This is a genomic window from Aliamphritea spongicola, assembly GCF_017051665.1.
Classification (GTDB): domain Bacteria; phylum Pseudomonadota; class Gammaproteobacteria; order Pseudomonadales; family Balneatricaceae; genus Amphritea; species Amphritea spongicola.
In genome coordinates, this window is the sequence record NZ_JAFIDL010000009.1 from 129,274 (window position 1) to 153,467 (window position 24,194).

Consider the following 24,194-nt stretch of genomic DNA (forward strand, 5'->3'; position numbering starts at 1 on the left):
TTTATTACAACTCATTTCTGCAGATTTTTACGGCTCGCTCGTTCTTACAGGGAAAGCTTTTTGTATTCGTCCTGACAGCAATGCTAAAATCCCCGCCAATATTTTTAACCGACGGTCAGTCACGACTATGAGCGACACAAACAACCAGCACTCCGCGAATATCGATCCTGAAGAGATCGCCAAATTCGAAGAACTTGCCAGCCGGTGGTGGGATAAAGAAAGTGAATTCAAACCCCTTCACGACATCAATCCACTGAGGGTTGGTTTTATCGACAAACAGGCAAGCCTGGCAGGCAAAAAAGTTCTGGATGTTGGCTGTGGTGGCGGAATACTGTCAGAATCAATGGCTCAGCGCGGTGCTGAAGTAACAGGCATCGATATGGGCGCAGAGCCTCTCAAGGTAGCCAAGCTTCATGGCCTGGAAAGCGGCATCAGTGTCAGCTACCGCCAGGTAACCGTAGAACAGCTGGCAGAAGAACAGCCTGGCAGTTTTGACGTTGTGACCTGTATGGAAATGATGGAACACGTTCCGGATCCGGCATCCATCGTTGAAGCCTGCGCTCGGCTGGTCAAACCCGGTGGCAAGGTCTTCTTCTCGACCCTTAACCGCAACCCGAAAAGCTATCTGATGGCGATTGTCGGTGCTGAACATATTTTGCAACTGGTTCCAAAAGGCACTCACGACTTCAAAAAATTCATCCGCCCTTCAGAGCTGGCTAACTGGATTCGTTCTGCTGGCCTGCAAAGTAATGAAATTACCGGCCTGACCTACAATCCGATTACTAAAGCTTACCGGCTAAACCCACGGGATGTAGACGTTAACTACATGGTTGCCTGCAGCAAACCGGCACTGAGTTAAGATCTTATGCGCAGCCCCTGGCTGCGCCGTCACCCGCCAAGCCAAACAGGCCAGAATCAATGACCCTTCATAGCAAGCAACTCGAGGCCGTTCTTTTCGATCTCGACGGCACTCTGATTGATACTGCCGCTGACTTTCATCGTATTATCAACATCCTGCGCGAAGAACAAAATCTGCCGCCGATCAGCTACGAAGCACTGCTCCCTTCCGTATCAGATGGCGCCCGCGCAATGGTAGAAACAGCATTTTCTGCACACTTAAGTACGATATCCGCCAGCCTGGAAGATCTGCAAGCCCGCATGCTGGCTCTGTATTTAGAACAAACCTGTGTAGACAGCCACCCATTCAATGGCATTACAGATCTGCTGCACTGGCTGGGTGAGCAGTCAATTCCATGGGGGGTAGTCACCAATAAACCCTGGTTATATACCGAACCGCTGATGAAACAACTCAATCTTCAGCCTTCAGCCGGCAGCCTCATTTGCCCGGAACACATACAGTACAAAAAACCCGATCCGGAAGGCCTTTTACTTGCCTGTCAACAGCTTAACTGCGAGCCGCAGCACTGCGTGTACGTAGGCGATCATATCCGTGACATTGAAGCAGGTAACCGCGCCGGCATGCTGACAATCGCCGCCGCTTACGGTTACATTAACGACGATGAAGACATTTCCGACTGGAACAGCAACTACTGCATAACGCAGGCAACCGAACTGCAACCTTTATTAGCCAGGCATTACAATATTCACTGACCTTTGGCACGTACTCAGGAAACTACACCCATGTTTGATTATCAGGCTCCGGCAAACCTACTCGCCAATAAGAACATTCTGATCACCGGTGCCGGTGACGGAATCGGCCGCGCGGCAGCACTTTGCTTCGCTTCCTATGGTGCGACAGTTATCCTGCTGGGCCGCACAGAAGAAAAACTCGAATACGTGTATGACGAGATCGAAGCTGCCGGATACCCTCAGGCAGCTATCGTGCCGCTGAATCTGGAATCAGCAACCGAAACCGATTACGACAGCCTCGCAGCCATGCTGGAACAGGAGTTCGGCAAACTGGACGGTATTCTGCACAACGCCAGCCTGCTGGGCATGCGCACACCACTGGAAGGTTATGACCCAAGCATCTGGCAACGGGTTATGCAGGTGAACGTCAATGCCGCATTCATGCTCACCCAGGCATTACTGTCTCTGACACAGGCTGCTGAAAATGCCTCTATTGTATTTACATCATCAAGCGTAGGCCGCAAAGGCAAAGCGTACTGGGGGGCTTACAGCGTATCCAAGTTTGCCACTGAAGGCATGATGCAAATACTGGCAGATGAGCTTGAGTCCGTTACCAACATCCGGGTTAACTGTATTAATCCTGGAGCCACCCGAACCAATATGCGCGCCAACGCCTACCCTGCTGAAAACCCGGCAACGGTTGCAGCGCCAGCAGACATTATGCCTGTATATCTGTACCTGTTTGGTGATGACAGCCTGCATGTTAAGGGCGAGTCGTTAAACGCTCAGTAGACCCGGCTATCTGCCGCACCGAAACCAGAGTACTTTGCTAACAGAAACTGCTTCAAACTGTACAGACTCTGTTTCTAAGGACAAAAAAAACGGCTACCTAATTGGTAGCCGTTAGTAACTCACTCGCCCCACACACTTAATCAGCGCGCTTGGGGCCTACCTCGCGACGGGTCTTCTGCCGCTTAGCTCTCCGCTGAGCTGCTTCTTTCTCTTTTGGCGTCAGCGCTTTATTTCGCTTCTGCTTCATCCCCATCATATTGGAAAGCTGATTAATCTCTTTTTGCTCAAGCTCTTTCCAGGTACCTGCTTTAACTTCGCTCGGCAGGAAGAAAGGCCCGTAACGCACCCGCTTCAGCCGGCTTACCTTAATACCCTGAGACTCCCACAAACGGCGAACTTCACGGTTACGGCCTTCCATCACCACAACGTGATACCACTTGTTTGCACCTGCGCCGTCAAAATACTGAACATCTGTGAATTTCGCCATGCCGTCTTCCAACAGCACGCCTTTCTTCAGACGCTTGATCATATCTTCATCTACATCGCCCAGAACCCTGACCGCATACTCACGATCAATATTGGCAGAAGGATGCATCAGGTTGTTGGCCAAATCGCCGTCAGTCGTAAACAACAGCAAACCTGAAGTATTGATATCAAGACGACCCACTGCGATCCAGCGCCCCTGCTTCAGAGGTGGCAGATGATCAAATACCGTGCTGCGACCTTCGGGATCATGCCGCGTGGACACCTCGCCCAGCGGTTTATTATAAATCAGTACCCGGCGTTCACTCTTACGGTCAAACACCATATCTTTCGGGTGACCATCAATTTCCACCTGATCTTTCGGTGAAATACGATCCCCCAGCGTTGCTACCTGTTCATTAACCCGGATACGCCCCGCTTCAATCCACCGTTCCATCTCACGACGTGAACCAAACCCGGAACGCGCCAGCACTTTCTGCAATTTCTCATCGCTCATCTGCGCATCCTCAGTACCGGAAATATAACTCCGGCTTAAATTTCAAAAAGAAAAAAAAAGCTCTCCGACAACCAAGCCGGAGAGCTTTCTGTGAGTATACAAGAAAGCGCTTATTTAATTAAGCAATCTTCCTTGGAAAAACCTTTATCAAAATGCTTCTGGAACGCAATCGGTGTACGACCACGGCCAGACCAGAAGTGCTGCTCACCTTCTTCATCAGTAACCTGATACTTAGGCTCAACTTTTTTCTTAGTTGTGGTTTCAACCATGCCCATTAAATCATCAAGTTCAATACCTGCTTCCTGCATACTTTTTCTGATTGCATCGATTTTATCCAGACGCTCCTGCTCAGCGGCAATCATCGCCTGTTCGCTTTCACGCTTTTCTTCCAGAATCAGGGTCAGATCAGTAACAACTTTTTCAATTTCTGCAGCTGTTAATTCCTGACACTGCTTTCTCAGAGAGTTTTTGCGGGTCAGCATTTTTACAAAATCAGTCATTTTCACCATCCAAAGATATACTAAACAAAAACGATTTATATTATTTTCCATTGATCATATCTTTTCAAGAATATATCAGGAAAAACTAACACCATTTAAATATTTATCAGCTTACAATCCCAGTTTAGTATAAGACTATATATTTAGAAATCAGAAATATCGCCAGCGCCTTCACGTACAACAACCGGCACATCATCGACCAGATTAATTACCGACGTCGCTTCCATACCGCAATATCCACCATCAATAACCAAATCTACTTCATGCTGTAAAAGATCACGAATTTCATAAGGATCTGTTAAAGGCTGATCATCACCCGGCATAATCAGTGAAGTACTCATAATCGGCTCCCCCAGAGCAGCCATTAATTCCAGTGCAATGGTATTTTGGGGAATACGTAAACCGATTGTACGGCGCTTCGGATGTAATAACCGGCGAGGCACTTCTGTTGTTGCATTTAAAATAAAAGTATACGCACCCGGAGTATGGGCTTTTAATAACCGATAAGCGACATTGTCTACTTTTGCATATGTCCCTATATCGGATAAATCCCGACATACCAAGGTAAAGTTATGCTTATCATCAAGCTTTCGGATACGCTTTATTTTTTCTAACGCAGATTTATCACCCAAATGACAGCCCAGCGCATATGCACAGTCAGTAGGGTATACGACCACACCACCTTTATTGATTATCTCAACAGCTTGTTTGATTAAACGGGCTTGCGGTGTATCAGGGTGAATCTGGAAAAATTGGCTCACGATCAGACCTGCATTAAGGTTATCTAAGATGAACAGAATTCTACTGAATAATAGCCTTCAGCAACAGAGCAGACGTGTAATGCCACACAAAAAAGGAAATATTATTTAGCTGCAGCCAATCTCAGAGAAGCTTATGAAGAATATGCATTTCACTATTTGGCACTTTAGGATATTTTCCCAGCTCACTCCAACTAAAACCGGTGCAATGAAAATCGCTGCCCGCCGACAGTAATAAATCATGCCGCTGTGCAGCAATTTCAATTTGGCGTGTCTGCCCCGGATCAACCCCCGGATAGCGCGCTTCTACTCCATCCCCTCCGGACTCAGCAAATGCAGCAATCATCTCCCGGATTTTTGTAAAGGTAAGCTTATATTTTGTCGGATGCGCTAAAACCGCATATCCACCCGCCTGGTGTAGGCAGGAAATGGCTGCAGCCATATCAGGCCAATCAACTTTAATATCACCAGGCTTACCTGCACCTAAATATAAGCTGAAAGCCTTTGCCGGAGAATCCACAACCCTTGCTGCCACCATTGCCTGAGCAAAATGCGGACGTCCAATCTGGCCCTCTCCGGCCAGTTGCTGAGCCTTCTCAAGTAAATCCGGACACCCTTTTTTTACCAATCTGGCCGCAATAAGTTCGGCCCGCTGATCACGCAGCCTTTTCAGGTCATGGAGATACGCCTGCAGTTCAGAATTATCAGGATCAAACCCCAGCCCGACAATATGAACAACCCGCTTCCCCCACAACGCCGTTAACTCAACCCCGGGAATAAGTTTAAGTGCATAGTCATGACTGGCCGCTCTAGCCTCCTGAACGCCATCAACAGTATCGTGATCGGTTAACGCTAAAATCCTGACACCTTTCTCTGCAGCCCGTTCAACTAAGTGACGGGGTGATAATTCACCGTCAGAGCAATAAGAATGACAATGAAGGTCAGAAAAGGCGAAATCCTCCGCCAGATTGGGTTTATAACTCATCAGGCTCACTTTATACTGATTGCATTTTTCCGAAGACGAGCGCACATGAAACTATTACTCGATTTCCTGCCGGTTATTATCTTCTTTATCGTTTACAAAAGCACGGACGATATAATTTTAGCAACCGCAGTTCTGATCCCTGCCACCCTGCTGCAGATGCTCTATACCTGGATCAAAACCCGCAAGGTTGAAATGATTCAGCTGGTAACCCTTGGTCTGGTGATTGTACTGGGGGGCGCGACAGTTATCTTTCAGGATAAGACCTTTATTCAGTGGAAACCAACCGTAGTTACCTGGTTATTTGCTGTCGCCTTCCTTGGCAGCCAGTATATTGGCGACAAAACCATCATCCAGCGCCTGATGCAAAGCGCAATACAGTTACCCCAGTATGCCTGGCGCCAGCTTAATTACGCCTGGGTTGTTTTCTATATTGTCCTGGGAGCTCTCAACCTCTTTGTCGCCTTTACTATGGATGAAGAAACCTGGGTGAACTTTAAACTCTTTGGCATGATGGGACTCACCTTCCTGTTCATTCTGTTGCAAGGGTTTTACATCTCCAAACACATCGAAACCGAGTCTACAAACAGCGACTGAGGAATTCAGAACATGTTTTACGCAATCATCAGCGAAGACAAACCCAATACACTTGATCAGCGCATGGCAGCCCGCCCTGCGCATCTCGAGCGTCTGATTGCACTTAAAGATGAAGGCCGTCTTCTTATTGCCGGGCCTCACCCAGCTATCGACAGCGAAGACCCGGGCCCTGCCGGTTTTACCGGCAGTCTGGTTGTCGCAGAGTTTAATTCCCTGGAATCAGCGCAGGAATGGGCTAACGATGACCCTTATCTGCACCAGGGGGTATACGAGCGGGTAGTAGTCAAACCGTATAAAAAAGTATTACCATAAGCTGCTTGACGCAGTAATAGTGGCTGTTTTTTCGAGGCAAATTTGGACAAATTTAGCTGCTGTTCAGGTTAATCTGGTATACATAGCGGTTTATTATGTACCCGATTTTATTTGATCTCTCATAAGGACGTATAACAATGAAAAAGCTTGCACTGTGCGCTGGTTTAATCACAGCAATGGGCCTTTCCGGTGTTGCCCAGGCACACAACGATCATACTGGTTACGCAGTAAACTCTTCTGACACTAACTGGAAAACAAGCGCCGGTGAATGCTGGCAGATTTCCGAGTTCAAAGCTGAAGACCGTACTGTTGACTGTGGCGCAGAACCGGCACCAGAACCAGCACCAAAAGTTATGGCTAAAGAAGAGCCAAAAACTAAAGTGATGATGGTTTCTGAAACTAAATCATTTGTTGTTAACTTCGCTTTTGACAGCTCTAAAGTAGATTCCGTTAGTGACATCGCTAACTACGCGAACTCTCTGGAAAAGCTGGATGCAATCCGTTTAAGCGGTTACACCGATGATATCGGTAGCAACAACTACAACAACGCGCTGTCTGAGCGTCGTGTTAAAGCGGTAGAAGCTGCACTGACTAATGCAGGTGTTAGCACTTCTAACATCGTTTCTCACCACTACGGTGAAGCAGACCCTGTTCGCACTTGTGCTGAATCAGGCGCTAGCCAGATCAGCTGCCTGCGCGCTAACCGTCGTGTAGAAGTTGTAATCGAAGGTCAGAACAAGGTTACTGTTAGCCAGTAATTCCCTGACAGTAAAAAAACCGATAGGCTATTCGTTATATTTTTAACGAAACTATCGGTTTTTTTATGTCTATCTTTCTGTACCGCATCCTTACAGCCGCTGTATTACTGGTCAGCATAACCATTAATACCAGCTTTGCTGAACAAACTTACCCACCCCAAAAAGTCATTTATCATATAAATTATTCTGAAGCTTCCCGCATAAATGCCACCTTCACAAATATAAGCAATCACCTTGCCGCCGTTGGTGAAGAGAACATAGACCTTAAAGTTATGATTCACGGTGATACCCTGGAATACTTCCTTTCCGCCAGTGAAGATGAAGCGAAACAAATCCTCCTTGATACCATCAGACTGGAAGGTGCACAGTTATTATTCTGTGGGAATACACTCGACGCTTATAACAAAACAATTGATGATATATACGGTGCAGAAGCTGAAGACCGGGTTCAGGCAGGATTACCTGCTATCGTTGCTTTACAACAGCAAGGATATATTTACGTACGCCCATAAAAAAACCACGTAAATTACGTGGTTTTAAATACTATCTGTAAAGACCTATGGTATCCCTTTGCCGGGAGCACCTTCATAAGCAATTTTCCATTTGCCGTCCTGCTTCACCCAATACTGACGCTTAATGCTGTCACCGTTATAGTTATTACTGCTGTAACTTTGCTCAAACGATGCAACTAATAAATCTGGCTGATCCGGATACTGATATAAACTCAGGTTGTCGATATCCACATCAATAAAAGATTTCGCCGCATTTACCCGGCGTTTATGGGCAACGAAACGCTTATAGTCTTCTTTACCGTTATCAAAATCACGGGAATAATGGCTGACAAATTTATCTGTATCCAGACTTTGCCAGTCATCCCGCCAGTTATTCACAACCCGAATCAACTCTTCCTGCTTTTCCAGCCAGTTTTGCTGATCGATCCATTCAAAACTGGTGCCCAACAGTACCGGGGTCGCATTAAAGTCAATAATGCCATCCAGCTCAGCGAAATGTTCATTCGTTAATGAAACACAACCTTCACTTGCCTGCGGTGGGCGGCTGAAAGTATCTTTTGGAGATCCGTGCAACCAGATACCGCTGCCGTTATAACCGTGGCGAACATCCCAGACATTCGGATAGTTAATTGGTAATGCACCTGAACCATAACGGGCTGGCAATTGCTCATCAGTCAGCCTGCCGGTTGTAAAATATACACCCAGTGGCGTTTTTAAATCGCCCCGAACACGCTTATTAACCCCGCCGCGACCATACGACACATAATAATCTTTGATTAAAACGGGAATGCCCTGTTGATTTTCAAACAGATATAAGCGGGAACTGGATATATCAATAACAATGACATGTTCCTGATCGTCAGACATTTTGATCAGGCTGGAAGGAATCAGTCCGGTATCAGGACGAACCGATGCAATATTCACCCGCGCCTTGGCTTCTTTAATAAGCCCGCTCAAAGCTTTGGCATCAGCATCTGTTTTATTATTACCAACAGTGCTCAGCGGGGCTCCCTGTGCAGCCATCAGATCAGCATAAATAAGCTGGGCCAGACGGAAATCAGGCTGCTCATCTATCAGCGTCTTCAGCTTATCAACAGCACCGTTCAACTGGTTTTGCTGCAAGTCACCCAGGCTCGATAACAATAATGTTTCGCGGTCCAGTGTCTGATCAGCATAAGTAATCTCATCTGCAACCAGTGACGTTGAAAAACAAGCACAAAAGGTCAGTAAACTGACACTGCGTCGCAACGACGCTCCTTGATTAATAAATCTTCGTATCATTATGAAATCAACCAGGCCCTGATGCTATTTGTGACCGAATTATACAGCTCTGTACATTCGCCGCAAACATGAATGTTAGCGATTACAAACCCCTGTGATTATATAATTCTTAAGATATTCCCGAAAAGGATAACCACAGTCTGATTAAACGGTTAGGTTAGCGCACAACAAAAATATACCGCTTTATAGATTCACCGTCTTCTCTGCATCTCAGTTTTAACTGCCATAATGATCATTTTTTATATTTCCCTGAAAGCAGCACGGTGCGGGGGTTTATCGTGTCTCACATAAAAAAACAGTATATAAAATAAACAATTGTCAGCTGAACTTTACTGAATCCTGTGCTATCCAATTATTAAACGCTAGTAAATTCAGTTCCGGTTGATTTATCAGTTCAACCAGGAATTTCCAAAGTTTTATGCGTACGGAGGATCCCGTCATGTTTAAACAAATGGAAACCGACGCGCTGGAACAACTGCATTTTTTCAGCGACCCTAGCACCGAATTACGAGCCGTTGTTGCTATTCACAGCACAGTACGCGGCCCGGCCCTCGGCGGCTGCCGGTTTATTCCCTACGGTACAGACGATGATGCCATCACGGATGCTATCCGGCTGGCAAAAGGTATGAGCTATAAGGCAGCTTTAGCCGGGCTGCCATTTGGTGGCGGCAAAGCCGTTATCATCCGACCGGGCAACCTTAAAGACCGGCATGCTCTGATGCGCAGCTTTGGCCACGCCATTGACAGCCTCAGCGGTCAGTATATTACCGCCATGGACAGCGGTACTCTGGTGGATGACATGGATGACATCGCCACTCAGACATCCTATGTATCATGCACACAACATATGGGAGACCCTTCTCCCGCAACCGCCAGAGGCGTCTTTGCCGGTATCCGGGCAAATCTGCAATACACCACCGGAAGTGACTCTCTGAAAGGAAGACACATCGCCATCCAGGGCCTTGGTCATGTTGGCCTTAATCTGGCTTACCGGCTTCATCAGGCCGGTGCCCATCTGACCGTTACAGATATTGATGACAACAAGATGCTGCAGGCCAGGCAACAACTCAATGCAGCAATTTGCAGGCCTGAAGAGATCTACGATGTGAATTGCGACGTATTCAGTCCATGTGGACTGGGAGCAGTAATCAATGCCGATACCCTACCCCGGTTACGCTGTAACAGCATTGCCGGCTCTGCAAACAACCAGTTAGAGACACCTGAAACAGGCCTGCAATTAAAGCAGCGAAACATACTGTACGCACCGGACTACGTCATTAATGCCGGTGGTTTGATGTTTGTTGCCATGCGTTATCAACAGCAGTCTGACGTTGCCATCGAATCCAAAATAGCCGGAATTTTTGACACGTTATCAGACCTGTACATGGAGGCCAGACAAAGCAATCAGGTTATCAGTGATGTAGCGGATCAGCGTGCATCAGAGATTATTCAACAGGCAGATTCGGGTCACTTTCAGGCAGCCTGAAACCCTACAGGAGTGCAGCAGATGACACAGGTATATCAGGGCGAGATACAGTTTCGCCGTTTTCTGGACGAACAGGGCACCCCGGTAGCAGAACTGCCTGGCTGGGCCAGACAGCCCGAAACCCTGCAAAGCTACTACCGCAATATGGTACTCGCACGGCAACTTGACACTAAAATCATTGCTCTGCAGCGCACAGGACAGATGGGGACCTACCCTTCAATGCTGGGCGCAGAGGCCATGGATGCGGTCAGCGGAGAACTCATGCAGCAGGGCGACGTACTGGTCCCCTATTACCGCAATCACTCTCTGCAAATAATCCGTGGTGCAGAGATACTCGACATTCTTAACTACTGGGGCGGTGATGAGCGGGGCAGTGCTTCTCCCGGCTACGGAGAAGATTTTCCCAACGCGGTTCCGATTGCCACTCAAAGCCTGCATGCCACAGGGGTAGCAACCGCATTCAAAATTCGCGGAGAAAAACGCGTCGCGGTCACCTTTTGTGGTGACGGCGCTACCTCTAAAGGCGACTTTATGGAAGCCCTTAACCTTGCAGGTGCCTGGCAATTACCGGTGGTGTTTTTCGTAAATAACAATCAGTGGGCTATTTCTGTACCCAGAAGCATTCAGTGCGGCGCTGAAACACTGGCACAAAAAGGTCTCGGGGCAGGCATCCGGTGTGAGCAAATTGACGGTAATGATGTCATCGCCATTCACGAAGCAATGGCAGATGCACTGAAGCATGCCCGCGACGGTAAAGGCGCCACGCTTATTGAAGCCATCAGTTATCGGCTGAGCGATCATACAACCGCTGATGATGCGACCCGATACCGTCACAACGATGAGCTCAAAGCAGCCTGGCAAAAAGAACCGGTTAAACGCTTACAGAACTATCTGGTTGCGAACGGATGGTGGGACGAAGTTCAGGAACAGGCCTGGCTGAATGAAGTTCAGCAAATCATTCAGGATCAGGTTGATACGTATCTGAACATGGATACCCAGCCGGTAGAAAGCATCTTTGATTACCTCTATGCAGAACTGCCTAAAGCACTTCAGGAACAACGTACCAGCGCAACCATTAAAGCGATGACGGGAGGATCACATCATGAGTCATGAAATCCATAACGTTACCATGGTAGAAGCCGTCAACCTGGCACTGATGTCTGAAATGCAAAAAGACGAAACCGTTATCGTACTGGGAGAAGACGTTGGTACTAACGGCGGTGTCTTCCGGGCCACGGTAGGCCTTCGTGAAGCATTTGGACTAAAACGGGTACTCGATACACCTCTTGCAGAAAACATGATTGCCGGCGTGAGCATCGGTATGGCTACTCAGGGATTAAAACCGGTTGCTGAAATTCAGTTCATGGGATTCATCTTCCCAACCATGGAGCAACTGATCTGCCATGGTGCACGGATGCGTAACCGCACCCGGGGACGCCTCAGTTGCCCGATGGTCATCCGCGCGCCTTTCGGTGGTGGTATTCACGCTCCGGAGCATCATTCAGAAAGCACAGAGGCACTGCTGGCGCATATTCCGGGCATCAGGGTTGTGATCCCTTCATCCCCCGCCCGTGCATACGGCCTCCTGCTGGCAGCAATCCGCAATCCTGACCCGGTAGTTTTTCTTGAGCCCAAGCGAATCTACCGGCTCAGTGCACAGCCCGTAGAAGATAATGGCCAGGCCTTGCCACTGGATACCTGCTTCACCCTCCGGGAAGGTAACGACATCACTCTGGTGAGCTGGGGCGCCATGATTAAAGAAACCCTTGAAGCAGCTGACACCCTTAAAGAACAGAACATCGAATGTGAAGTCATCGATGTTGCCTGTATGAATCCGCTGGATCACGACACCATTCTCTCTTCTGTGGCTAAAACCGGCCGGTGTGTGATTATCCACGAAGCCCCCAAAAGCTGCGCAGTCGGCGCTGAAATTTCTGCCACCATTGCAGAAAGAGCCCTGCTCAGCCTCAAAGCACCGGTACAGCGTGTGACCGGTTACGACACCGTCATGCCTTACTACAAGCTTGAGCAGCAATATATGCCCAACACGGCCGACATTCTAGCAGCAGTTCAGACAACACTGGAGTTCGCATGAAGTATTTCAAATTACCGGATCTAGGCGAAGGCTTACCGGAAGCCGAAATTCTGGAATGGCTCATACAGGAAGGTGATACCGTCAAAACCGACCAGGTACTCGTCTCGGTCGAAACGGCAAAAGCAATCATCGAGATCCCTTCCCCTCAGGACGGTACCATCGCCCATCTGTTTGGTGCCGCCGGCGACACTATCCATACCGGGGAACCCCTGATCGAGTTCGCCGGCGAAGAAGATGCCGACAGCGGTACCGTCGTCGGCAAACTCACTCAGGAAGCCAGCAGCACAGATGATCATTTTTATATTGGTGCAGCCCCCAGCACACAAAACCACCAGCCACAAATGACCCCGGCGGTCAGAGCACTTGCACAGCGTCTGGGGGTGGATATCAATCAGCTGCAGGGAAGCGGACACGACGGGCATATAACTCCGAGGGACATTGAGCATGCGGCCCACCTTGATCAGTTACACGGTAAAGCTGAACCGCTTCGTGGCGTACGTAAACAAATGGCCAAAAACATGGCCCGTGCGCAGGCTGAAGTGGTGCCCGTTACCCTGAACGATGACGTTAATATCAGTGCCTGGGAGGGTAAGCAGGATATAACCATGCGGCTGATGCATGCCATTGCCGCCGGTTGCCGCGCTGAACCTTCACTCAACGCATGGTTTGATGGCCCCCGGCTGGCCAGACGGTTGCACAGCAAGATTCATCTCGGCGTGGCGGTTGATACTGAACAGGGGCTGTTTGTGCCTGTCATGAGAGATATCGGCAACAGAGATCTGAATGACCTGCGACAGGGCCTTGATAACCTGCGTAAGGATGTCATCAACCGGACCATTCCACCCGCTGAACTGACCGGTAACACGATTACCCTTTCCAACTTCGGAACCATTGCCGGACGCTATGCAAACCCGATTGTCGTACCGCCAACAGTTGCCATTCTCGGTGCCGGCGCTATCTACATGACGGCCTGCGTAAATGCTCAGGATGAGCTCGAAATGCAACCCACTCTGCCTCTCTCCCTGACCTTCGATCACCGTGCAGCAACCGGAGGCGAAGCCGCCCGTTTCATGCGGGCTGTTAAAGAGGATCTGATTAAAAATCAAATAGTTGATTCAACACAAAATGAGGAAAATTTCGTCAGGGAAGAGCAATCTTGAACTACACTGATTAATAAAGGTTGACCGAGAAAAGCGTTATGAGTCCTTAAGTAAGACAATTTAATTCACGTTTAAGGAAGGTGGGACATGAATATTTTTGAACAATACAAAGCACGCTTTGATGCCACGCAAGAACAGGAATACACCCTGCAAGAGTACCTGGACATCTGTAAAGAAGATCCGATGGCCTACGCCAGTGCTGCAGAACGTATCCTGGATGCCATCGGCGAGCCTGAACTGATTGATACATCACTGGACCCAAGATTAAGCCGGATCTTCTCTAACAAACTGATCCAGCGCTACCCTTCTTTCGATGAGTTCTACGGCATGGAAGATGCCATCGAACAGATTGTTTCTTACTTCAAACATGCGGCGCAGGGCCTGGAAGAACGTAAACAGATTCTGTACCTGCTTGGCCCGGTAGGTGGCGGTAAATCTTCACTGGCAGAACGTCTGAAAGCATTAATGGAGCATATTCCGTTCTATGCGATCAAAGGCTCTCCGATCAACGAGTCACCGCTGGGGCTTTTCAACCCGGCTGAAGACGCCGATATTCTTGAAGAAGAGTACGGTATCCCCCGCCGCTATCTGAAAGGCCTGATGTCCCCCTGGGCAGTGAAGCGCCTGAACGAATTTGGCGGTGATATCAGCCAGTTCAAAGTAGTTAAACTGTATCCGTCGATCCTGAATCAGATTGCCATCGCCAAAACGGAACCCGGTGACGAGAACAACCAGGATATTTCCAGCCTTGTGGGTAAAGTAGATATCCGGATGCTGGAAGAATATCCACAGCACGATCCCGATGCTTACAGCTTCTCCGGCGCACTGTGTCATGCCAACCAGGGTATGATGGAATTCGTTGAGATGTTTAAGGCACCGATTAAAGTACTGCACCCGTTACTGACAGCCACACAGGAAGGTAACTACAACAGTACAGAGGGGATGGCATCCATCCCGTTCGAAGGCATACTGCTGGCACACTCTAACGAGTCAGAATGGCAGAGCTTTAAAAACAACAAAACCAATGAGGCATTCATTGACCGGGTATATATCGTCAAAGTGCCTTATTGCATGCGTGTCTCTGAAGAGATCCATATTTATCAGAAACTGCTGGAACACAGCTCGTTACGTAATGCTCCGTGTGCACCGGATACATTGCATATGCTGGCACAGTTCTCAGTACTGTCACGGATAAAAGAACCGGAAAACTCCAATACATTCTCGAAGATGCGTATTTATGACGGTGAAAACCTGAAAGATACTGATCCGAAAGCTAAATCCCTGCAGGAATATAAAGACTCTGCCGGTGTGGATGAAGGCATGGAAGGTTTATCAACCCGTTTTGCCTTTAAGATTCTGTCCAAGGTATTTAACTTCGATCCTGTGGAAATTGCCGCTAACCCCGTACACCTGATGTATGTACTGGAACAGCAAATTGAACAACAGCAATTCCCGGCTGAAGTACAGGAACGCCTGATTGGCTTTCTGAAAGAATATATTGCACCGAAATATATCGAATTCCTGGGTAAAGAAATCCAGACCGCTTATCTTGAATCCTATTCAGAATACGGCCAGAACATCTTCGACCGTTATGTTACCTACGCCGACTTCTGGATTCAGGATCAGGAATACAGAGATCCGGAAACCGGCGATATTCTTAACCGGGTAGCGATCAGCGAAGAGCTTGAAAAAATCGAGAAGCCGGCCGGTATCAGTAATCCGAAAGACTTCCGCCATGAAATCGTCAATTTCGTGCTCCGCGCCCGGGCTGACAACAAAGGCAAGAACCCGGCCTGGAACAGCTACGAAAAAATGCGTACGGTCATCGAGAAGAAAATGTTCTCTAATACAGAAGATCTGTTGCCGGTCATTTCCTTCAATCCGAAGGCATCCAGCGAAGACCAGAAGAAACACAGCGAGTTCGTGAAACGTATGACCGAACGGGGTTATACAGAGAAACAGGTTCGCTTGTTGTCTGAATGGTATATACGGGTCAGAAAATCGCAGTAACTGCCCCCTGAAAACAGCTGGAGGACGAGTATGAGTTATATCATTGACCGTCGCCTCAACGCGAAGAAGAAGAGTACCGTGAATCGCCAGCGCTTTTTACGGCGGTACAAAGCGCATATTAAGCGTTCAGTGGAAGAAGCGGTAAACAGCCGCAGCATCACCGACATCAACCAGGGCAGTGAAATATCTATTCCGAATAAAGATGTCTCTGAACCGGTGTTTCATCACGGTGACGGTGGTTTCAGGCAACGGGTATTCCCGGGCAACAAAGAATTTGTTGTCGGGGATGAAATCGAACGCCCACAAGGTGGCGGAGGCGGCGGTGCCGGTGAAGGCTCCGCCAGCAACCAGGGGGAAGGTGAAGACGACTTCACCTTCCAGATCAATCAGGAAGAGTTTCTCGACTTCATGTTTGAAGATCTAGAGCTGCCCTACATGATCAAAAAACAGTTGCGTGATGCCACCAGCTTTGAAACCCGCCGGGCAGGATTCACCAATGTCGGCTCCCCGGACAAGCTTAACGTTGTCCGCTCTCTGCGTTCGGCTCAGGCACGCCGTATTGCTTTATCCGGCAAGGAACGCCGGGAAATAAGAGTACTGAAAAAAGAACTGGCGCAGCTGCAAACTATGCTGCCCGATGACGAAGCAGCCCTGAAAATAAGCGATATCGAGGCTCAAATCGAAGCCCTGCAAAAACGCATTAAACGCATGCCGTTTATCGATGAGTTTGATCTTAAATATAACAACCTGATACGCACCCCTGTTCCCAGCAGTAAAGCGATGATGCTCTGCATCATGGACGTGTCAGGCTCTATGACCCAATCGATAAAAGACATCGCCAAACGTTTTTTCATTCTCCTTTACCTGTTTCTTAACCGGAACTACAAGCAGATTGAACTGGTATTTGTACGACATCACACCCATGCCAAGGAAGTGGATGAACAGGAGTTTTTCTATTCCCGCGAAACCGGCGGTACCATTGTCTCCAGTGCACTGAACCTGTCTGCAGACATTATCCGCGACCGCTACCCAAGCAATGACTGGAACATCTATGTAGCCCAGGCTTCAGACGGCGACAACTGGGATGGCGATTCACATATTTGCCGTCAGGTACTGCAGGAACAAATCCTGCCACTTACCCAGTATTTCGCCTATATAGAAATCACCACAGGCCCACCCCAAAACCTCTGGCTGGAATACCAGCAGATACAGGAGCAGTTCGAAGAAAGTTTTGCCATGCATAACATTACAGAAGCGGCAGATATCTATCCGGTCTTCCGTAAACTGTTCGAAAAAAAGGAGTGACCTAATATGAAGAAGCGCGAGCCGATTTCTACCGGGTCAGAATGGACATTCGAACTGATCCAGAAATACGATACTGAAATCGCCCGGGTGGCTAAACACTACGGGCTGGATACGTACCCTAACCAGATAGAAGTCATCACCTCAGAACAGATGATGGATGCATATTCATCAGTCGGGATGCCGCTGAACTACAACCACTGGTCATACGGCAAACAGTTCGTTTCCACAGAACAGCAGTACCGGCGCGGCCAGATGGGCCTTGCCTATGAGATTGTGATCAATTCAGACCCGTGTATATCCTACCTCATGGAAGAAAACACCATGACCATGCAGGCACTGGTTATTGCCCACGCTTGCTACGGTCATAACTCGTTCTTCAAAGGCAACTACCTGTTCCGGACCTGGACAGATGCCTCTGCCATTATCGATTATCTGTTATTCGCAAAAAACTACATTGCCAAGTGTGAAGAGCGGCACGGTCTGGAAGCTGTCGAACAAATACTTGATGCCTGCCACGCGTTAATGAACTACGGCGTCAATCGCTACCAGCGTCCTCAGCCAATTACGCCTGATGAAGAAAAAGCCCGTCAGGCAGAGCGTGAAGAATACGTCCAGCGTCATATTAACCAGCTCTGGAATACCATCCCCAAAAAAGACGAAGAAGAAGTTGTTAAAGAGGTTCGCTTCCCCAGCGACCCTGAAGAAAACTTACTTTACTTTGTTGAAAAAAATGCACCATTACTTGAATCCTGGCAGCGGGAGCTGGTACGTATCGTCCGTAAGATTGCCCAGTATTTTTACCCACAGCGTCAGACCCAGGTGATGAACGAAGGCTGGGCCTGTTTCTGGCATTACACCATTCTGCATCACCTCCACGATGAAGGCCTGGTAACAGACGGTTTCATCATGGAATTCCTCCACTCTCATACCAGCGTGGTGTTTCAGCCCCCCTTTGATGCCCCCTACTTCAGTGGCATAAACCCTTATGCACTGGGCTACGGGATGATGCAGGACATTCGCCGGATCTGTGAAAACCCAACAGATGAAGACAGGGAATGGTTCCCAGACATTGCCGGCAGTGATTGGAACGACACCATTCAGGACGCCATGCGCAACTATAAGGATGAAAGCTTTATCCTGCAGTTCCTGTCACCCAACATGATTCGCGAACTTAAATTATTCACTATCGACGATGACAGCCGCAGCAATACCTTGCAGGTCAGCGCTATCCACAACAGCAGCGGCTATCAGAGAGTCCGTGAAAATCTGGCTGCTCAGTACAATATCGGTAACCGGGAACCCAATATTCAGGTATATAACGTGAATGTTCGCGGAGACCGATCCCTGACACTGCGCCACTACATACACAACGGACAACCAATGGGAGACTCCACTCAGGAGGTTATGAAACACCTTCACGTACTCTGGGGGTTTGATATACACCTCGAATCCGTTACCCCTGAAGGGAATGTCCATAAAAGCTATCACTGTCCGCCACAACCGGAGCCGGCAATGGCTGAATAACCTGTCACAGCGCCTGTTTATCAGGCGCTGGCTCTTTATATGTCTGCTGGCTAATTCGCGCCGCCGCGATTAGTATCATCAACATAGCCAACGAGACACTATTTAAGGAAGCACCATGGACTGCCTTTTCTGTAAAATCCTTAATCAGGAAATCCCCGCCCAGATCGTTTATGAAGACGATAAGGTAATTGCATTCAACGACATTAATCCTGAAGCACCTACCCACGTACTGATCATTCCCCGTAAACACATCGCAACCATCAACGATATTGAAGCCCAGGACTGCGAACTGGTGGGTCACATGGTCGCCACCGCTGCAAAAATTGCTAAGCAGGCAGGATTTGCAGATGACGGCTACCGTACGGTATTTAACTGTAATGAAGACGGCGGACAGACGGTCTATCACATCCACCTGCATCTGCTGGGCGGCAAACCCATGGGCTGGCCACCCTATCAGGAAAAACTTAAGACAGCCTGATCCCTGCCTGTCCGGCACAGCGCTGCCGGACATTCCCGCTTTTTGCGTATTCAACTTTTGTCGCACATCAATAAACAATCACTCTTAAGCGCAGTTACCCAAAATCGGAGGCTTTTATATTGCAGTGCAACATAGAGCAGCGCAAAATACAGCCAACGATTTAACCGAGCAGAGAACGGCTACGATGATGCCCTCCCGCCTTGATGACATAATCAGCCAGTCAAAACAGCATCCACCTGTAATAACAGCGATCGTTCATCCGGTAGAACCCAACGGTCTGAGCGGTGCACTGGATGCTGCAGAACAGGGAATTATCACACCAATACTGGTGGGACCGGCGGCCCGTATACAGGCCCAGGCTGAACAGCTGAAGCGTCCTGTTGATCATTACCGGATCATCGATACACCGCACAGCCACGCGGCCGCTGAAAAGGCCGTGGAACTTGCCAAAACCGGTGACGTTCAGGCACTGATGAAAGGTGATCTGGCAACGGCAGAGCTGCTTAGCGCCATTTTAAATAAAGCATCAGGCTTGAGAACGGAACGCCGTCTAAGCCACGTCTTTTTACTGGATATCCCCCGTTACCATAAACCGCTGGTGATTACAGATGCTGCCATTAACGTCACACCTGACCTGATGGCCAAAGCTGACATCCTGCAAAATGCCATCGACTTTTGCCGGGCACTGGGCATTTCCAGCCCGAAAGCTGCTGTTCTGGCTGCCGTTGAAAAGGTGAAGCCGGCAATGCCCAGCACGCTGGACGCAGCAGCTTTATGCAAAATGGCAGACCGCCAGCAAATTCAGAATGCCATTATTGACGGCCCACTGGCTTTCGATAATGCCATCTCCCTGCAGGCTGCACGGGATAAACACATTCAATCCCCCGTGAGCGGTGATGCAGACATCCTGCTCGCCCCGGACCAGGAAGCCGCTAATATGCTGGCAAAACAACTGATCTACCTGGCCGATGCCCGCTCAGCGGGACTGTTACTGGGCGCCAGCGTCCCCGTCATACTGAACAGCCGTGCTGACGGCAGCGAAGCCCGCCTGACTTCCTGCGCGCTGGCCTCACTGATCGTACAACATTCGCAACAATCCCTAAGAGAGATTCTGACAAACTCATGAGTTTAATTCTTACCGTTAACGGTGGCTCCTCCAGCCTCAAATGCGCCCTTTTTATTCGTTATGCTGACCACGATGAATGCCTGTACCGGTTCCGGTTCAGCAATATTCTCGAAAAAGCCCAGGTGCTGATCCGCCGTGACAAGGCCTTTGGCCGCGAAGCCAGCGTTGAGAAAAACGACTTACCACTGTCAGACATCCCCCGGGAAGAGCGCCACCAGGCTTGCCTTAAGTACGTCATGGAATGGATTGATGCTCAGTTTCTGGATGGCGAAATCAGCGCATTTGGCCACCGGGTCGTTCACGGTGGAGAAACCTTTACCGCACCGGTACTGGTCACCGACGAGGTAATGGAAGAGCTGGAACAGCTGATTCCTCTGGCACCTCTGCATCAGCCTTACAACCTGAAACTGATTGAAGTCTGCCAGCAGCTGGTCCCCTCCGCTATTCAGGTAGCCAGCTTCGATACAATGTTCCACCATGGCCACGCACCGGAAGAAAAGTATTACGCCATTCCCCGGGAATACAGCGAAGCAGGTATCCATAAATACGGTTTTCACGGCCTGTCTTATGAATTCATTAATCATAAACTGGAAGAGCTGCCTGAGCCGGACAAGCAGGCCAATACCATCGTTTGCCATCTCGGTGCCGGTGCCAGCATGTGTGCCATCAAAGACGGTAAATCAGTCGCTTCCAGCATGGGCTTTACCGCTGTAGAAGGTCTGCCAATGGGCACTAGGTGCGGTACCATTGATCCCGGTGTTTTACTGTTTTTACAGCGTCACTACCAGTTAGATAACGACCAGCTGGAAAATGTACTTTATCAGCAAAGTGGCTGGCTGGGAGTATCCGGAGAGAGCGCCGATATGCTAACCCTGCGGCACAGTGATAATCCCCATGCCCAGGAAGCCATTGATATGTTCTGCTACCGTGCAGCACTTGAAATTGGCCGCTTAAGTGCAGCATTAGGTGGGCTTCAGCAACTGGTGTTTACCGGCGGTGTCGGAGAGAACGATAGCTACATACGCGAACAGATTTGTCAGCGCAGCGCCTGGCTTGGCATTAAAATAAATGACCTGGCAAACAGTAATAACATGGCCAGCATAAGCACGTCAGACAGTACTGTCAGCGTCCGGGTCATTGCTACCAACGAAGAGGCCATGATTGCCCGACATACTGAAGAAGTGATGGACTGGCTTGCTGCCCGGGAAGAACAGGCTGCCGTTTAATAAAGAAAAGAAGACAAAATGCCGGATATTTATCCGGCATTCTTTTGTTAGCGATACAGGGTTGATTATCGCCGCTGACGTACTGCCTCGAACAAGCATACGCCTGTCGCAACGGAAACATTCAGACTACTGACCTCACCGGCCATCGGGATTTTAATCAGATGATCGCAATGCTCCCGGGTTAAGCGACGCAACCCTTTACCCTCAGCGCCCATCACCAGCGCCATCGGACCTTTGAGGTCAGCGTCATATACCATCACTTCTGCCTCACCGGCAGTTCCGGTAATCCAGATACCCCGCTGCTGAAGATCTTTTAAAGTTCGCGCCAGATTAGTCACCTGTACATAAGGGACAGCATCAGCAGCACCACAGGCCACTTTACTGACCGTCGCATTCAATGGTGCAGACTTATCTTTAGGCGCAATTACCGCATGTACACCGGCTGCATCGGCAGTACGCAGACATGCTCCCAGATTATGCGGGTCTGTTACGCCATCCAGCACCAACAGAAAAGCAGGCTCTTCAGTACGGTCAAGCAACGCCTGCAGAAACTGTTCGTTCTTTGCCTGTACCAGTTCACACCCCAGCACAACGCCCTGATGAACACCATCGCCGGCCAGCTCGTCCAACTGCTTACGCTGGACCTGAGTACACTTCAGCCCGTTCTTTTGCGCCAAATGCAGGATTTTCTGCACCTTATCATCCTGTCGCCCTTTCTGAACCAGCAGTTCACGGCAACGCTTTGCATCACGCTGTAATGCAGTGGTGACGGCGTGAATACCAAAAATATAATCAAGCTGCATGGTTCTTCTCCGCCTGTAGCCAGTCATTTGCCTGCGCTTCCGTCAGCGCAGCCAGTAAATCAATCATCATCGGTGAGGCATTCAGTGCAGGAATATACTGATATTGCTTACCACCGGCTTCGCGAAAAACTTCACAGTTTTCTACGGTGATTTCCTCAAGGGTCTCAAGGCAATCTGCAGCAAACGCCGGACACATGATATCCACCGATTCACAGCCGGACTTACCAAGCGACTCCAGGGTTTTATCAGTATAAGGCTGCAACCACTCCATCGGCCCGAAACGGGACTGGAAGGTCTGCTGCCACTTACCTTCCTGCAATCCCAGTTTAGCGGCCAGTAAAGCGGAGGTCTGCTGACACTGCACTGCATACGGGTCACCTTTATCCGCATATTCCTGCGGAATACCGTGATAAGAAAGAATCAGTTTTTCGCTGCGGCCATTTTCCTGCCAAAAGCTCGTTACGCCATCTGCCAGCGCACTGATGTACAGTGGATGGTCGTGATACTCCTTCACAATCCGGATATCCATAACATTACGCTGCTTTCGCTGGAATGCCTGCACCTGATCATACACAGGCGCAGTGGTCGTCGCAGAATACTGGGGATATAACGGAATAATCAGCACTTTCTCATAGCCAGCTGCCGACAGATCCGCCAGGCGTTGCTGCAAGCCAGGCGAACCATAGGTCATTGCCGGAAACACCTGAACATTGGCCGCCGGAAATGCATTCTGTAACCGGACGCTTAAACCCGCCACCTGCTGGTTAAGAATTTTACGTAACGGGGAATCCTCATCCCAGATACTGGCATAGAGCTTCGCCACTTTTTTAGGCCGGATATTAAGAATTATAAAATTCAGTACCGCGAGCCAGAACAGCCGTCTTATACCCTTACCTTCAACAACCCGGGCATCAGATAAGAATTCTTTCAGATAGCGGCGAACGGCCCCGGGGGTGGGTGCATCCGGCGTTCCCAGATTCACCAGAACAACAGCGAGTTTTTGCTGTGGCATTGATCTTCCTAAACAATCAGTAATTCAGGCGGCATTATCCCAGAATTACGGTGACAACACAGCCGACCGACATCAAATTCCGGGCATAAAAAACGGGCCATACGGCCCGTTTCTGATTTCAGATCATCTGATCAGTGATTCAGAATCTGACTTAAGAACAGCTGGGTACGTTCATGCTGCGGATTGTTGAAGAATTCCTGTGGTTCATTTTCTTCGATAATCTGACCGCCATCCATGAAGATAACCCGGTCGGCAACCGTTTTCGCGAAGCCCATCTCGTGTGTTACACACAACATGGTCATACCTTCGTGTGCCAGCTCGATCATTACATCCAGTACTTCCTTAATCATCTCAGGGTCAAGTGCGGACGTCGGCTCATCAAACAGCATGACATCAGGGTTCATACACAGTGAACGTGCAATCGCTACACGCTGCTGCTGACCACCGGACAGCTGACCCGGATACTTCAGCGCCTGCTCAGGAATTTTAACCCGCTCCAGGTACTGCATCGCTAACGCTTCTGCTTCCTTACGCGGAACCTTCTTCACCCAGATAGGAGCCAGTACACAGTTCTCAAGCACGGTCAGGTGCGGAAACAGGTTAAAGTGCTGGAACACCATGCCCACATCTTTACGGATCGCATCGATCTTTTTGATATCCGAAGCCAGCTCGATGCCGTTAACAAAGATATCCCCTTCCTGATGCTCTTCAAGATGGTTGATGCAGCGGATCATGGTTGATTTACCGGAACCTGAAGGGCCACAGATAACGATTTTTTCGCCGCGTCGCACATCCAGATTTATATTCTTCAGTACATGGAAATCACCATACCATTTATTCATGTTACGGATCTGAACCATCAACTGGTCTTCTTGCTTATTTACTTCACTCATTATTCTTACTCCAGA

Annotated in this window: 25 protein-coding genes; 17 read left to right on the top strand and 8 right to left on the bottom strand. The window is 49.0% G+C overall.

Annotated features, from left to right (window positions below):
• Positions 1-127: 127 nt before the first annotated feature.
• From ubiG to JYB63_RS20370, 3 genes are read left to right on the top strand one after another with little or no spacing between them, the layout of a single operon-like run.
• Positions 128-859 carry a bifunctional 2-polyprenyl-6-hydroxyphenol methylase/3-demethylubiquinol 3-O-methyltransferase UbiG gene (gene ubiG, locus JYB63_RS20360; protein ID WP_205659770.1) on the top strand — a complete coding sequence of 244 codons (732 nt, stop codon included), beginning with the start codon at positions 128-130 and terminating at the stop codon, positions 857-859.
• A gap of 59 nt (positions 860-918) precedes the next feature.
• Complete coding sequence (locus tag JYB63_RS20365) at positions 919-1,611, top strand: HAD family hydrolase (protein WP_205659771.1); 693 nt, start codon at positions 919-921, stop codon at positions 1,609-1,611.
• A gap of 30 nt (positions 1,612-1,641) precedes the next feature.
• A complete protein-coding gene (locus JYB63_RS20370; protein WP_205659772.1) occupies positions 1,642-2,382 on the top strand; it encodes a YciK family oxidoreductase in 741 nt (246 codons plus the stop codon).
• A gap of 136 nt (positions 2,383-2,518) precedes the next feature.
• On the opposite strand, the gene rluB is transcribed toward JYB63_RS20370, so the two are convergent.
• The 4 genes from rluB to JYB63_RS20390 form a co-directional block, all read right to left on the bottom strand.
• Positions 2,519-3,361 (bottom strand): 23S rRNA pseudouridine(2605) synthase RluB, encoded by an 843-nt coding sequence (rluB, locus tag JYB63_RS20375; protein ID WP_205659773.1) that lies wholly within the window; start codon positions 3,359-3,361, stop codon positions 2,519-2,521.
• Between the two features lie 110 nt (positions 3,362-3,471).
• Positions 3,472-3,861, bottom strand: coding sequence for an H-NS histone family protein (locus tag JYB63_RS20380; protein WP_205659774.1), 390 nt, complete (start codon positions 3,859-3,861; stop codon positions 3,472-3,474).
• Between the two features lie 143 nt (positions 3,862-4,004).
• Positions 4,005-4,622: an L-threonylcarbamoyladenylate synthase gene (locus JYB63_RS20385; RefSeq protein ID WP_205659775.1), complete on the bottom strand. Its 618-nt coding sequence runs from the start codon at positions 4,620-4,622 to the stop codon at positions 4,005-4,007.
• A gap of 121 nt (positions 4,623-4,743) precedes the next feature.
• Complete coding sequence (locus JYB63_RS20390) at positions 4,744-5,604, bottom strand: PHP domain-containing protein (RefSeq protein ID WP_205659776.1); 861 nt, start codon at positions 5,602-5,604, stop codon at positions 4,744-4,746.
• Between the two features lie 45 nt (positions 5,605-5,649).
• Here JYB63_RS20390 and JYB63_RS20395 point away from each other — a divergent pair, with 45 nt between their 5' ends.
• The 4 genes from JYB63_RS20395 to JYB63_RS20410 all read left to right on the top strand — a co-directional run bounded on the left by JYB63_RS20395 (position 5,650) and on the right by JYB63_RS20410 (position 7,780).
• Positions 5,650-6,198, top strand: a complete 549-nt coding sequence (locus JYB63_RS20395; protein ID WP_205659777.1) for a septation protein A — start codon at positions 5,650-5,652, stop codon at positions 6,196-6,198.
• Between the two features lie 12 nt (positions 6,199-6,210).
• Complete coding sequence (locus JYB63_RS20400) at positions 6,211-6,510, top strand: YciI family protein (protein WP_205659778.1); 300 nt, start codon at positions 6,211-6,213, stop codon at positions 6,508-6,510.
• A 137-nt stretch (positions 6,511-6,647) separates the two neighbouring features.
• A complete protein-coding gene (locus JYB63_RS20405) occupies positions 6,648-7,268 on the top strand; it encodes an OmpA family protein (RefSeq protein ID WP_205659779.1) in 621 nt (206 codons plus the stop codon).
• Positions 7,269-7,333: 65 nt separating this feature from the next.
• Positions 7,334-7,780 carry a DsrE family protein gene (locus tag JYB63_RS20410; protein ID WP_205659780.1) on the top strand — a complete coding sequence of 149 codons (447 nt, stop codon included), beginning with the start codon at positions 7,334-7,336 and terminating at the stop codon, positions 7,778-7,780.
• 45 nt (positions 7,781-7,825) lie between these two features.
• Here the strand turns inward: JYB63_RS20410 and JYB63_RS20415 are convergent, their stop codons facing one another.
• Positions 7,826-9,028, bottom strand: a complete 1,203-nt coding sequence (locus JYB63_RS20415; RefSeq protein WP_243432091.1) for a L,D-transpeptidase family protein — start codon at positions 9,026-9,028, stop codon at positions 7,826-7,828.
• Between the two features lie 472 nt (positions 9,029-9,500).
• On the opposite strand from JYB63_RS20415, the gene JYB63_RS20420 reads away from it, so the two are divergent.
• The 10 genes from JYB63_RS20420 to JYB63_RS20465 all read left to right on the top strand — a co-directional run bounded on the left by JYB63_RS20420 (position 9,501) and on the right by JYB63_RS20465 (position 21,471).
• Positions 9,501-10,547: a Leu/Phe/Val dehydrogenase gene (locus JYB63_RS20420; protein ID WP_205659782.1), complete on the top strand. Its 1,047-nt coding sequence runs from the start codon at positions 9,501-9,503 to the stop codon at positions 10,545-10,547.
• Positions 10,548-10,568: 21 nt separating this feature from the next.
• On the top strand, positions 10,569-11,660 hold the full coding sequence (gene pdhA / locus JYB63_RS20425; RefSeq protein WP_205659783.1) for a pyruvate dehydrogenase (acetyl-transferring) E1 component subunit alpha: 1,092 nt from the start codon (positions 10,569-10,571) through the stop codon (positions 11,658-11,660).
• Entirely contained in the window at positions 11,650-12,642 is a 993-nt protein-coding gene (locus JYB63_RS20430; protein ID WP_205659784.1) for an alpha-ketoacid dehydrogenase subunit beta, read from the top strand. Before pdhA ends, JYB63_RS20430 begins: the two co-directional genes overlap by 11 nt.
• The gene (locus JYB63_RS20435; protein WP_205659785.1) at positions 12,639-13,802 is read left to right on the top strand and encodes a dihydrolipoamide acetyltransferase family protein; all 1,164 of its coding nucleotides are present in this window, start codon (positions 12,639-12,641) and stop codon (positions 13,800-13,802) included. Before JYB63_RS20430 ends, JYB63_RS20435 begins: the two co-directional genes overlap by 4 nt.
• A gap of 87 nt (positions 13,803-13,889) precedes the next feature.
• The gene (locus JYB63_RS20440) at positions 13,890-15,812 is read left to right on the top strand and encodes a PrkA family serine protein kinase (protein ID WP_205659786.1); all 1,923 of its coding nucleotides are present in this window, start codon (positions 13,890-13,892) and stop codon (positions 15,810-15,812) included.
• A gap of 30 nt (positions 15,813-15,842) precedes the next feature.
• Positions 15,843-17,117 (top strand): YeaH/YhbH family protein, encoded by a 1,275-nt coding sequence (locus tag JYB63_RS20445; protein WP_205659787.1) that lies wholly within the window; start codon positions 15,843-15,845, stop codon positions 17,115-17,117.
• 6 nt (positions 17,118-17,123) lie between these two features.
• The gene (locus tag JYB63_RS20450; protein ID WP_205659788.1) at positions 17,124-18,641 is read left to right on the top strand and encodes a SpoVR family protein; all 1,518 of its coding nucleotides are present in this window, start codon (positions 17,124-17,126) and stop codon (positions 18,639-18,641) included.
• Between the two features lie 115 nt (positions 18,642-18,756).
• Positions 18,757-19,119 (top strand): histidine triad nucleotide-binding protein, encoded by a 363-nt coding sequence (locus JYB63_RS20455; protein ID WP_205659789.1) that lies wholly within the window; start codon positions 18,757-18,759, stop codon positions 19,117-19,119.
• 124 nt (positions 19,120-19,243) lie between these two features.
• A complete protein-coding gene (locus JYB63_RS20460; RefSeq protein WP_336510913.1) occupies positions 19,244-20,245 on the top strand; it encodes a bifunctional enoyl-CoA hydratase/phosphate acetyltransferase in 1,002 nt (333 codons plus the stop codon).
• Entirely contained in the window at positions 20,242-21,471 is a 1,230-nt protein-coding gene (locus JYB63_RS20465; protein ID WP_205659791.1) for an acetate/propionate family kinase, read from the top strand. The genes JYB63_RS20460 and JYB63_RS20465 overlap by 4 nt, the downstream gene beginning before the upstream one ends.
• A gap of 65 nt (positions 21,472-21,536) precedes the next feature.
• On the opposite strand, the gene rlmB is transcribed toward JYB63_RS20465, so the two are convergent.
• From rlmB to JYB63_RS20480, 3 genes are all read right to left on the bottom strand, one after another.
• Positions 21,537-22,274 carry a 23S rRNA (guanosine(2251)-2'-O)-methyltransferase RlmB gene (gene rlmB / locus JYB63_RS20470; RefSeq protein ID WP_205659792.1) on the bottom strand — a complete coding sequence of 246 codons (738 nt, stop codon included), beginning with the start codon at positions 22,272-22,274 and terminating at the stop codon, positions 21,537-21,539.
• Complete coding sequence (gene hemH / locus JYB63_RS20475; RefSeq protein ID WP_205659793.1) at positions 22,264-23,286, bottom strand: ferrochelatase; 1,023 nt, start codon at positions 23,284-23,286, stop codon at positions 22,264-22,266. Before hemH ends, rlmB begins: the two co-directional genes overlap by 11 nt.
• A 131-nt stretch (positions 23,287-23,417) precedes the next feature.
• The gene (locus JYB63_RS20480) at positions 23,418-24,146 is read right to left on the bottom strand and encodes an amino acid ABC transporter ATP-binding protein (RefSeq protein ID WP_205659830.1); all 729 of its coding nucleotides are present in this window, start codon (positions 24,144-24,146) and stop codon (positions 23,418-23,420) included.
• Positions 24,147-24,194: the final 48 nt, after the last annotated feature.

Excerpts from the sequence above, each read along its gene's own strand:
- JYB63_RS20455 (WP_205659789.1), top strand. The coding sequence starts at position 18,757 with ATGGACTGCCTTTTCTGTAAAATCCTTAATCAGGAAATCCCCGCCCAG.
- JYB63_RS20370 (WP_205659772.1), top strand. The coding sequence starts at position 1,642 with ATGTTTGATTATCAGGCTCCGGCAAACCTACTCGCCAATAAGAACATT.
- JYB63_RS20395 (WP_205659777.1), top strand. The coding sequence starts at position 5,650 with ATGAAACTATTACTCGATTTCCTGCCGGTTATTATCTTCTTTATCGTT.
- JYB63_RS20435 (WP_205659785.1), top strand. The coding sequence starts at position 12,639 with ATGAAGTATTTCAAATTACCGGATCTAGGCGAAGGCTTACCGGAAGCC.
- JYB63_RS20420 (WP_205659782.1), top strand. The coding sequence starts at position 9,501 with ATGTTTAAACAAATGGAAACCGACGCGCTGGAACAACTGCATTTTTTC.
- JYB63_RS20480 (WP_205659830.1), bottom strand. The coding sequence starts at position 24,146 with ATGGTTCAGATCCGTAACATGAATAAATGGTATGGTGATTTCCATGTA.
- rluB (WP_205659773.1), bottom strand. The coding sequence starts at position 3,361 with ATGAGCGATGAGAAATTGCAGAAAGTGCTGGCGCGTTCCGGGTTTGGT.
- JYB63_RS20450 (WP_205659788.1), top strand. The coding sequence starts at position 17,124 with ATGAAGAAGCGCGAGCCGATTTCTACCGGGTCAGAATGGACATTCGAA.
- JYB63_RS20440 (WP_205659786.1), top strand. The coding sequence starts at position 13,890 with ATGAATATTTTTGAACAATACAAAGCACGCTTTGATGCCACGCAAGAA.
- JYB63_RS20400 (WP_205659778.1), top strand. The coding sequence starts at position 6,211 with ATGTTTTACGCAATCATCAGCGAAGACAAACCCAATACACTTGATCAG.
- JYB63_RS20405 (WP_205659779.1), top strand. The coding sequence starts at position 6,648 with ATGAAAAAGCTTGCACTGTGCGCTGGTTTAATCACAGCAATGGGCCTT.
- JYB63_RS20465 (WP_205659791.1), top strand. The coding sequence starts at position 20,242 with ATGAGTTTAATTCTTACCGTTAACGGTGGCTCCTCCAGCCTCAAATGC.
- JYB63_RS20380 (WP_205659774.1), bottom strand. The coding sequence starts at position 3,861 with ATGACTGATTTTGTAAAAATGCTGACCCGCAAAAACTCTCTGAGAAAG.
- JYB63_RS20445 (WP_205659787.1), top strand. The coding sequence starts at position 15,843 with ATGAGTTATATCATTGACCGTCGCCTCAACGCGAAGAAGAAGAGTACC.
- JYB63_RS20390 (WP_205659776.1), bottom strand. The coding sequence starts at position 5,604 with ATGAGTTATAAACCCAATCTGGCGGAGGATTTCGCCTTTTCTGACCTT.
- pdhA (WP_205659783.1), top strand. The coding sequence starts at position 10,569 with ATGACACAGGTATATCAGGGCGAGATACAGTTTCGCCGTTTTCTGGAC.
- hemH (WP_205659793.1), bottom strand. The coding sequence starts at position 23,286 with ATGCCACAGCAAAAACTCGCTGTTGTTCTGGTGAATCTGGGAACGCCG.
- JYB63_RS20410 (WP_205659780.1), top strand. The coding sequence starts at position 7,334 with ATGTCTATCTTTCTGTACCGCATCCTTACAGCCGCTGTATTACTGGTC.
- ubiG (WP_205659770.1), top strand. The coding sequence starts at position 128 with ATGAGCGACACAAACAACCAGCACTCCGCGAATATCGATCCTGAAGAG.
- JYB63_RS20365 (WP_205659771.1), top strand. The coding sequence starts at position 919 with ATGACCCTTCATAGCAAGCAACTCGAGGCCGTTCTTTTCGATCTCGAC.
- rlmB (WP_205659792.1), bottom strand. The coding sequence starts at position 22,274 with ATGCAGCTTGATTATATTTTTGGTATTCACGCCGTCACCACTGCATTA.
- JYB63_RS20430 (WP_205659784.1), top strand. The coding sequence starts at position 11,650 with ATGAGTCATGAAATCCATAACGTTACCATGGTAGAAGCCGTCAACCTG.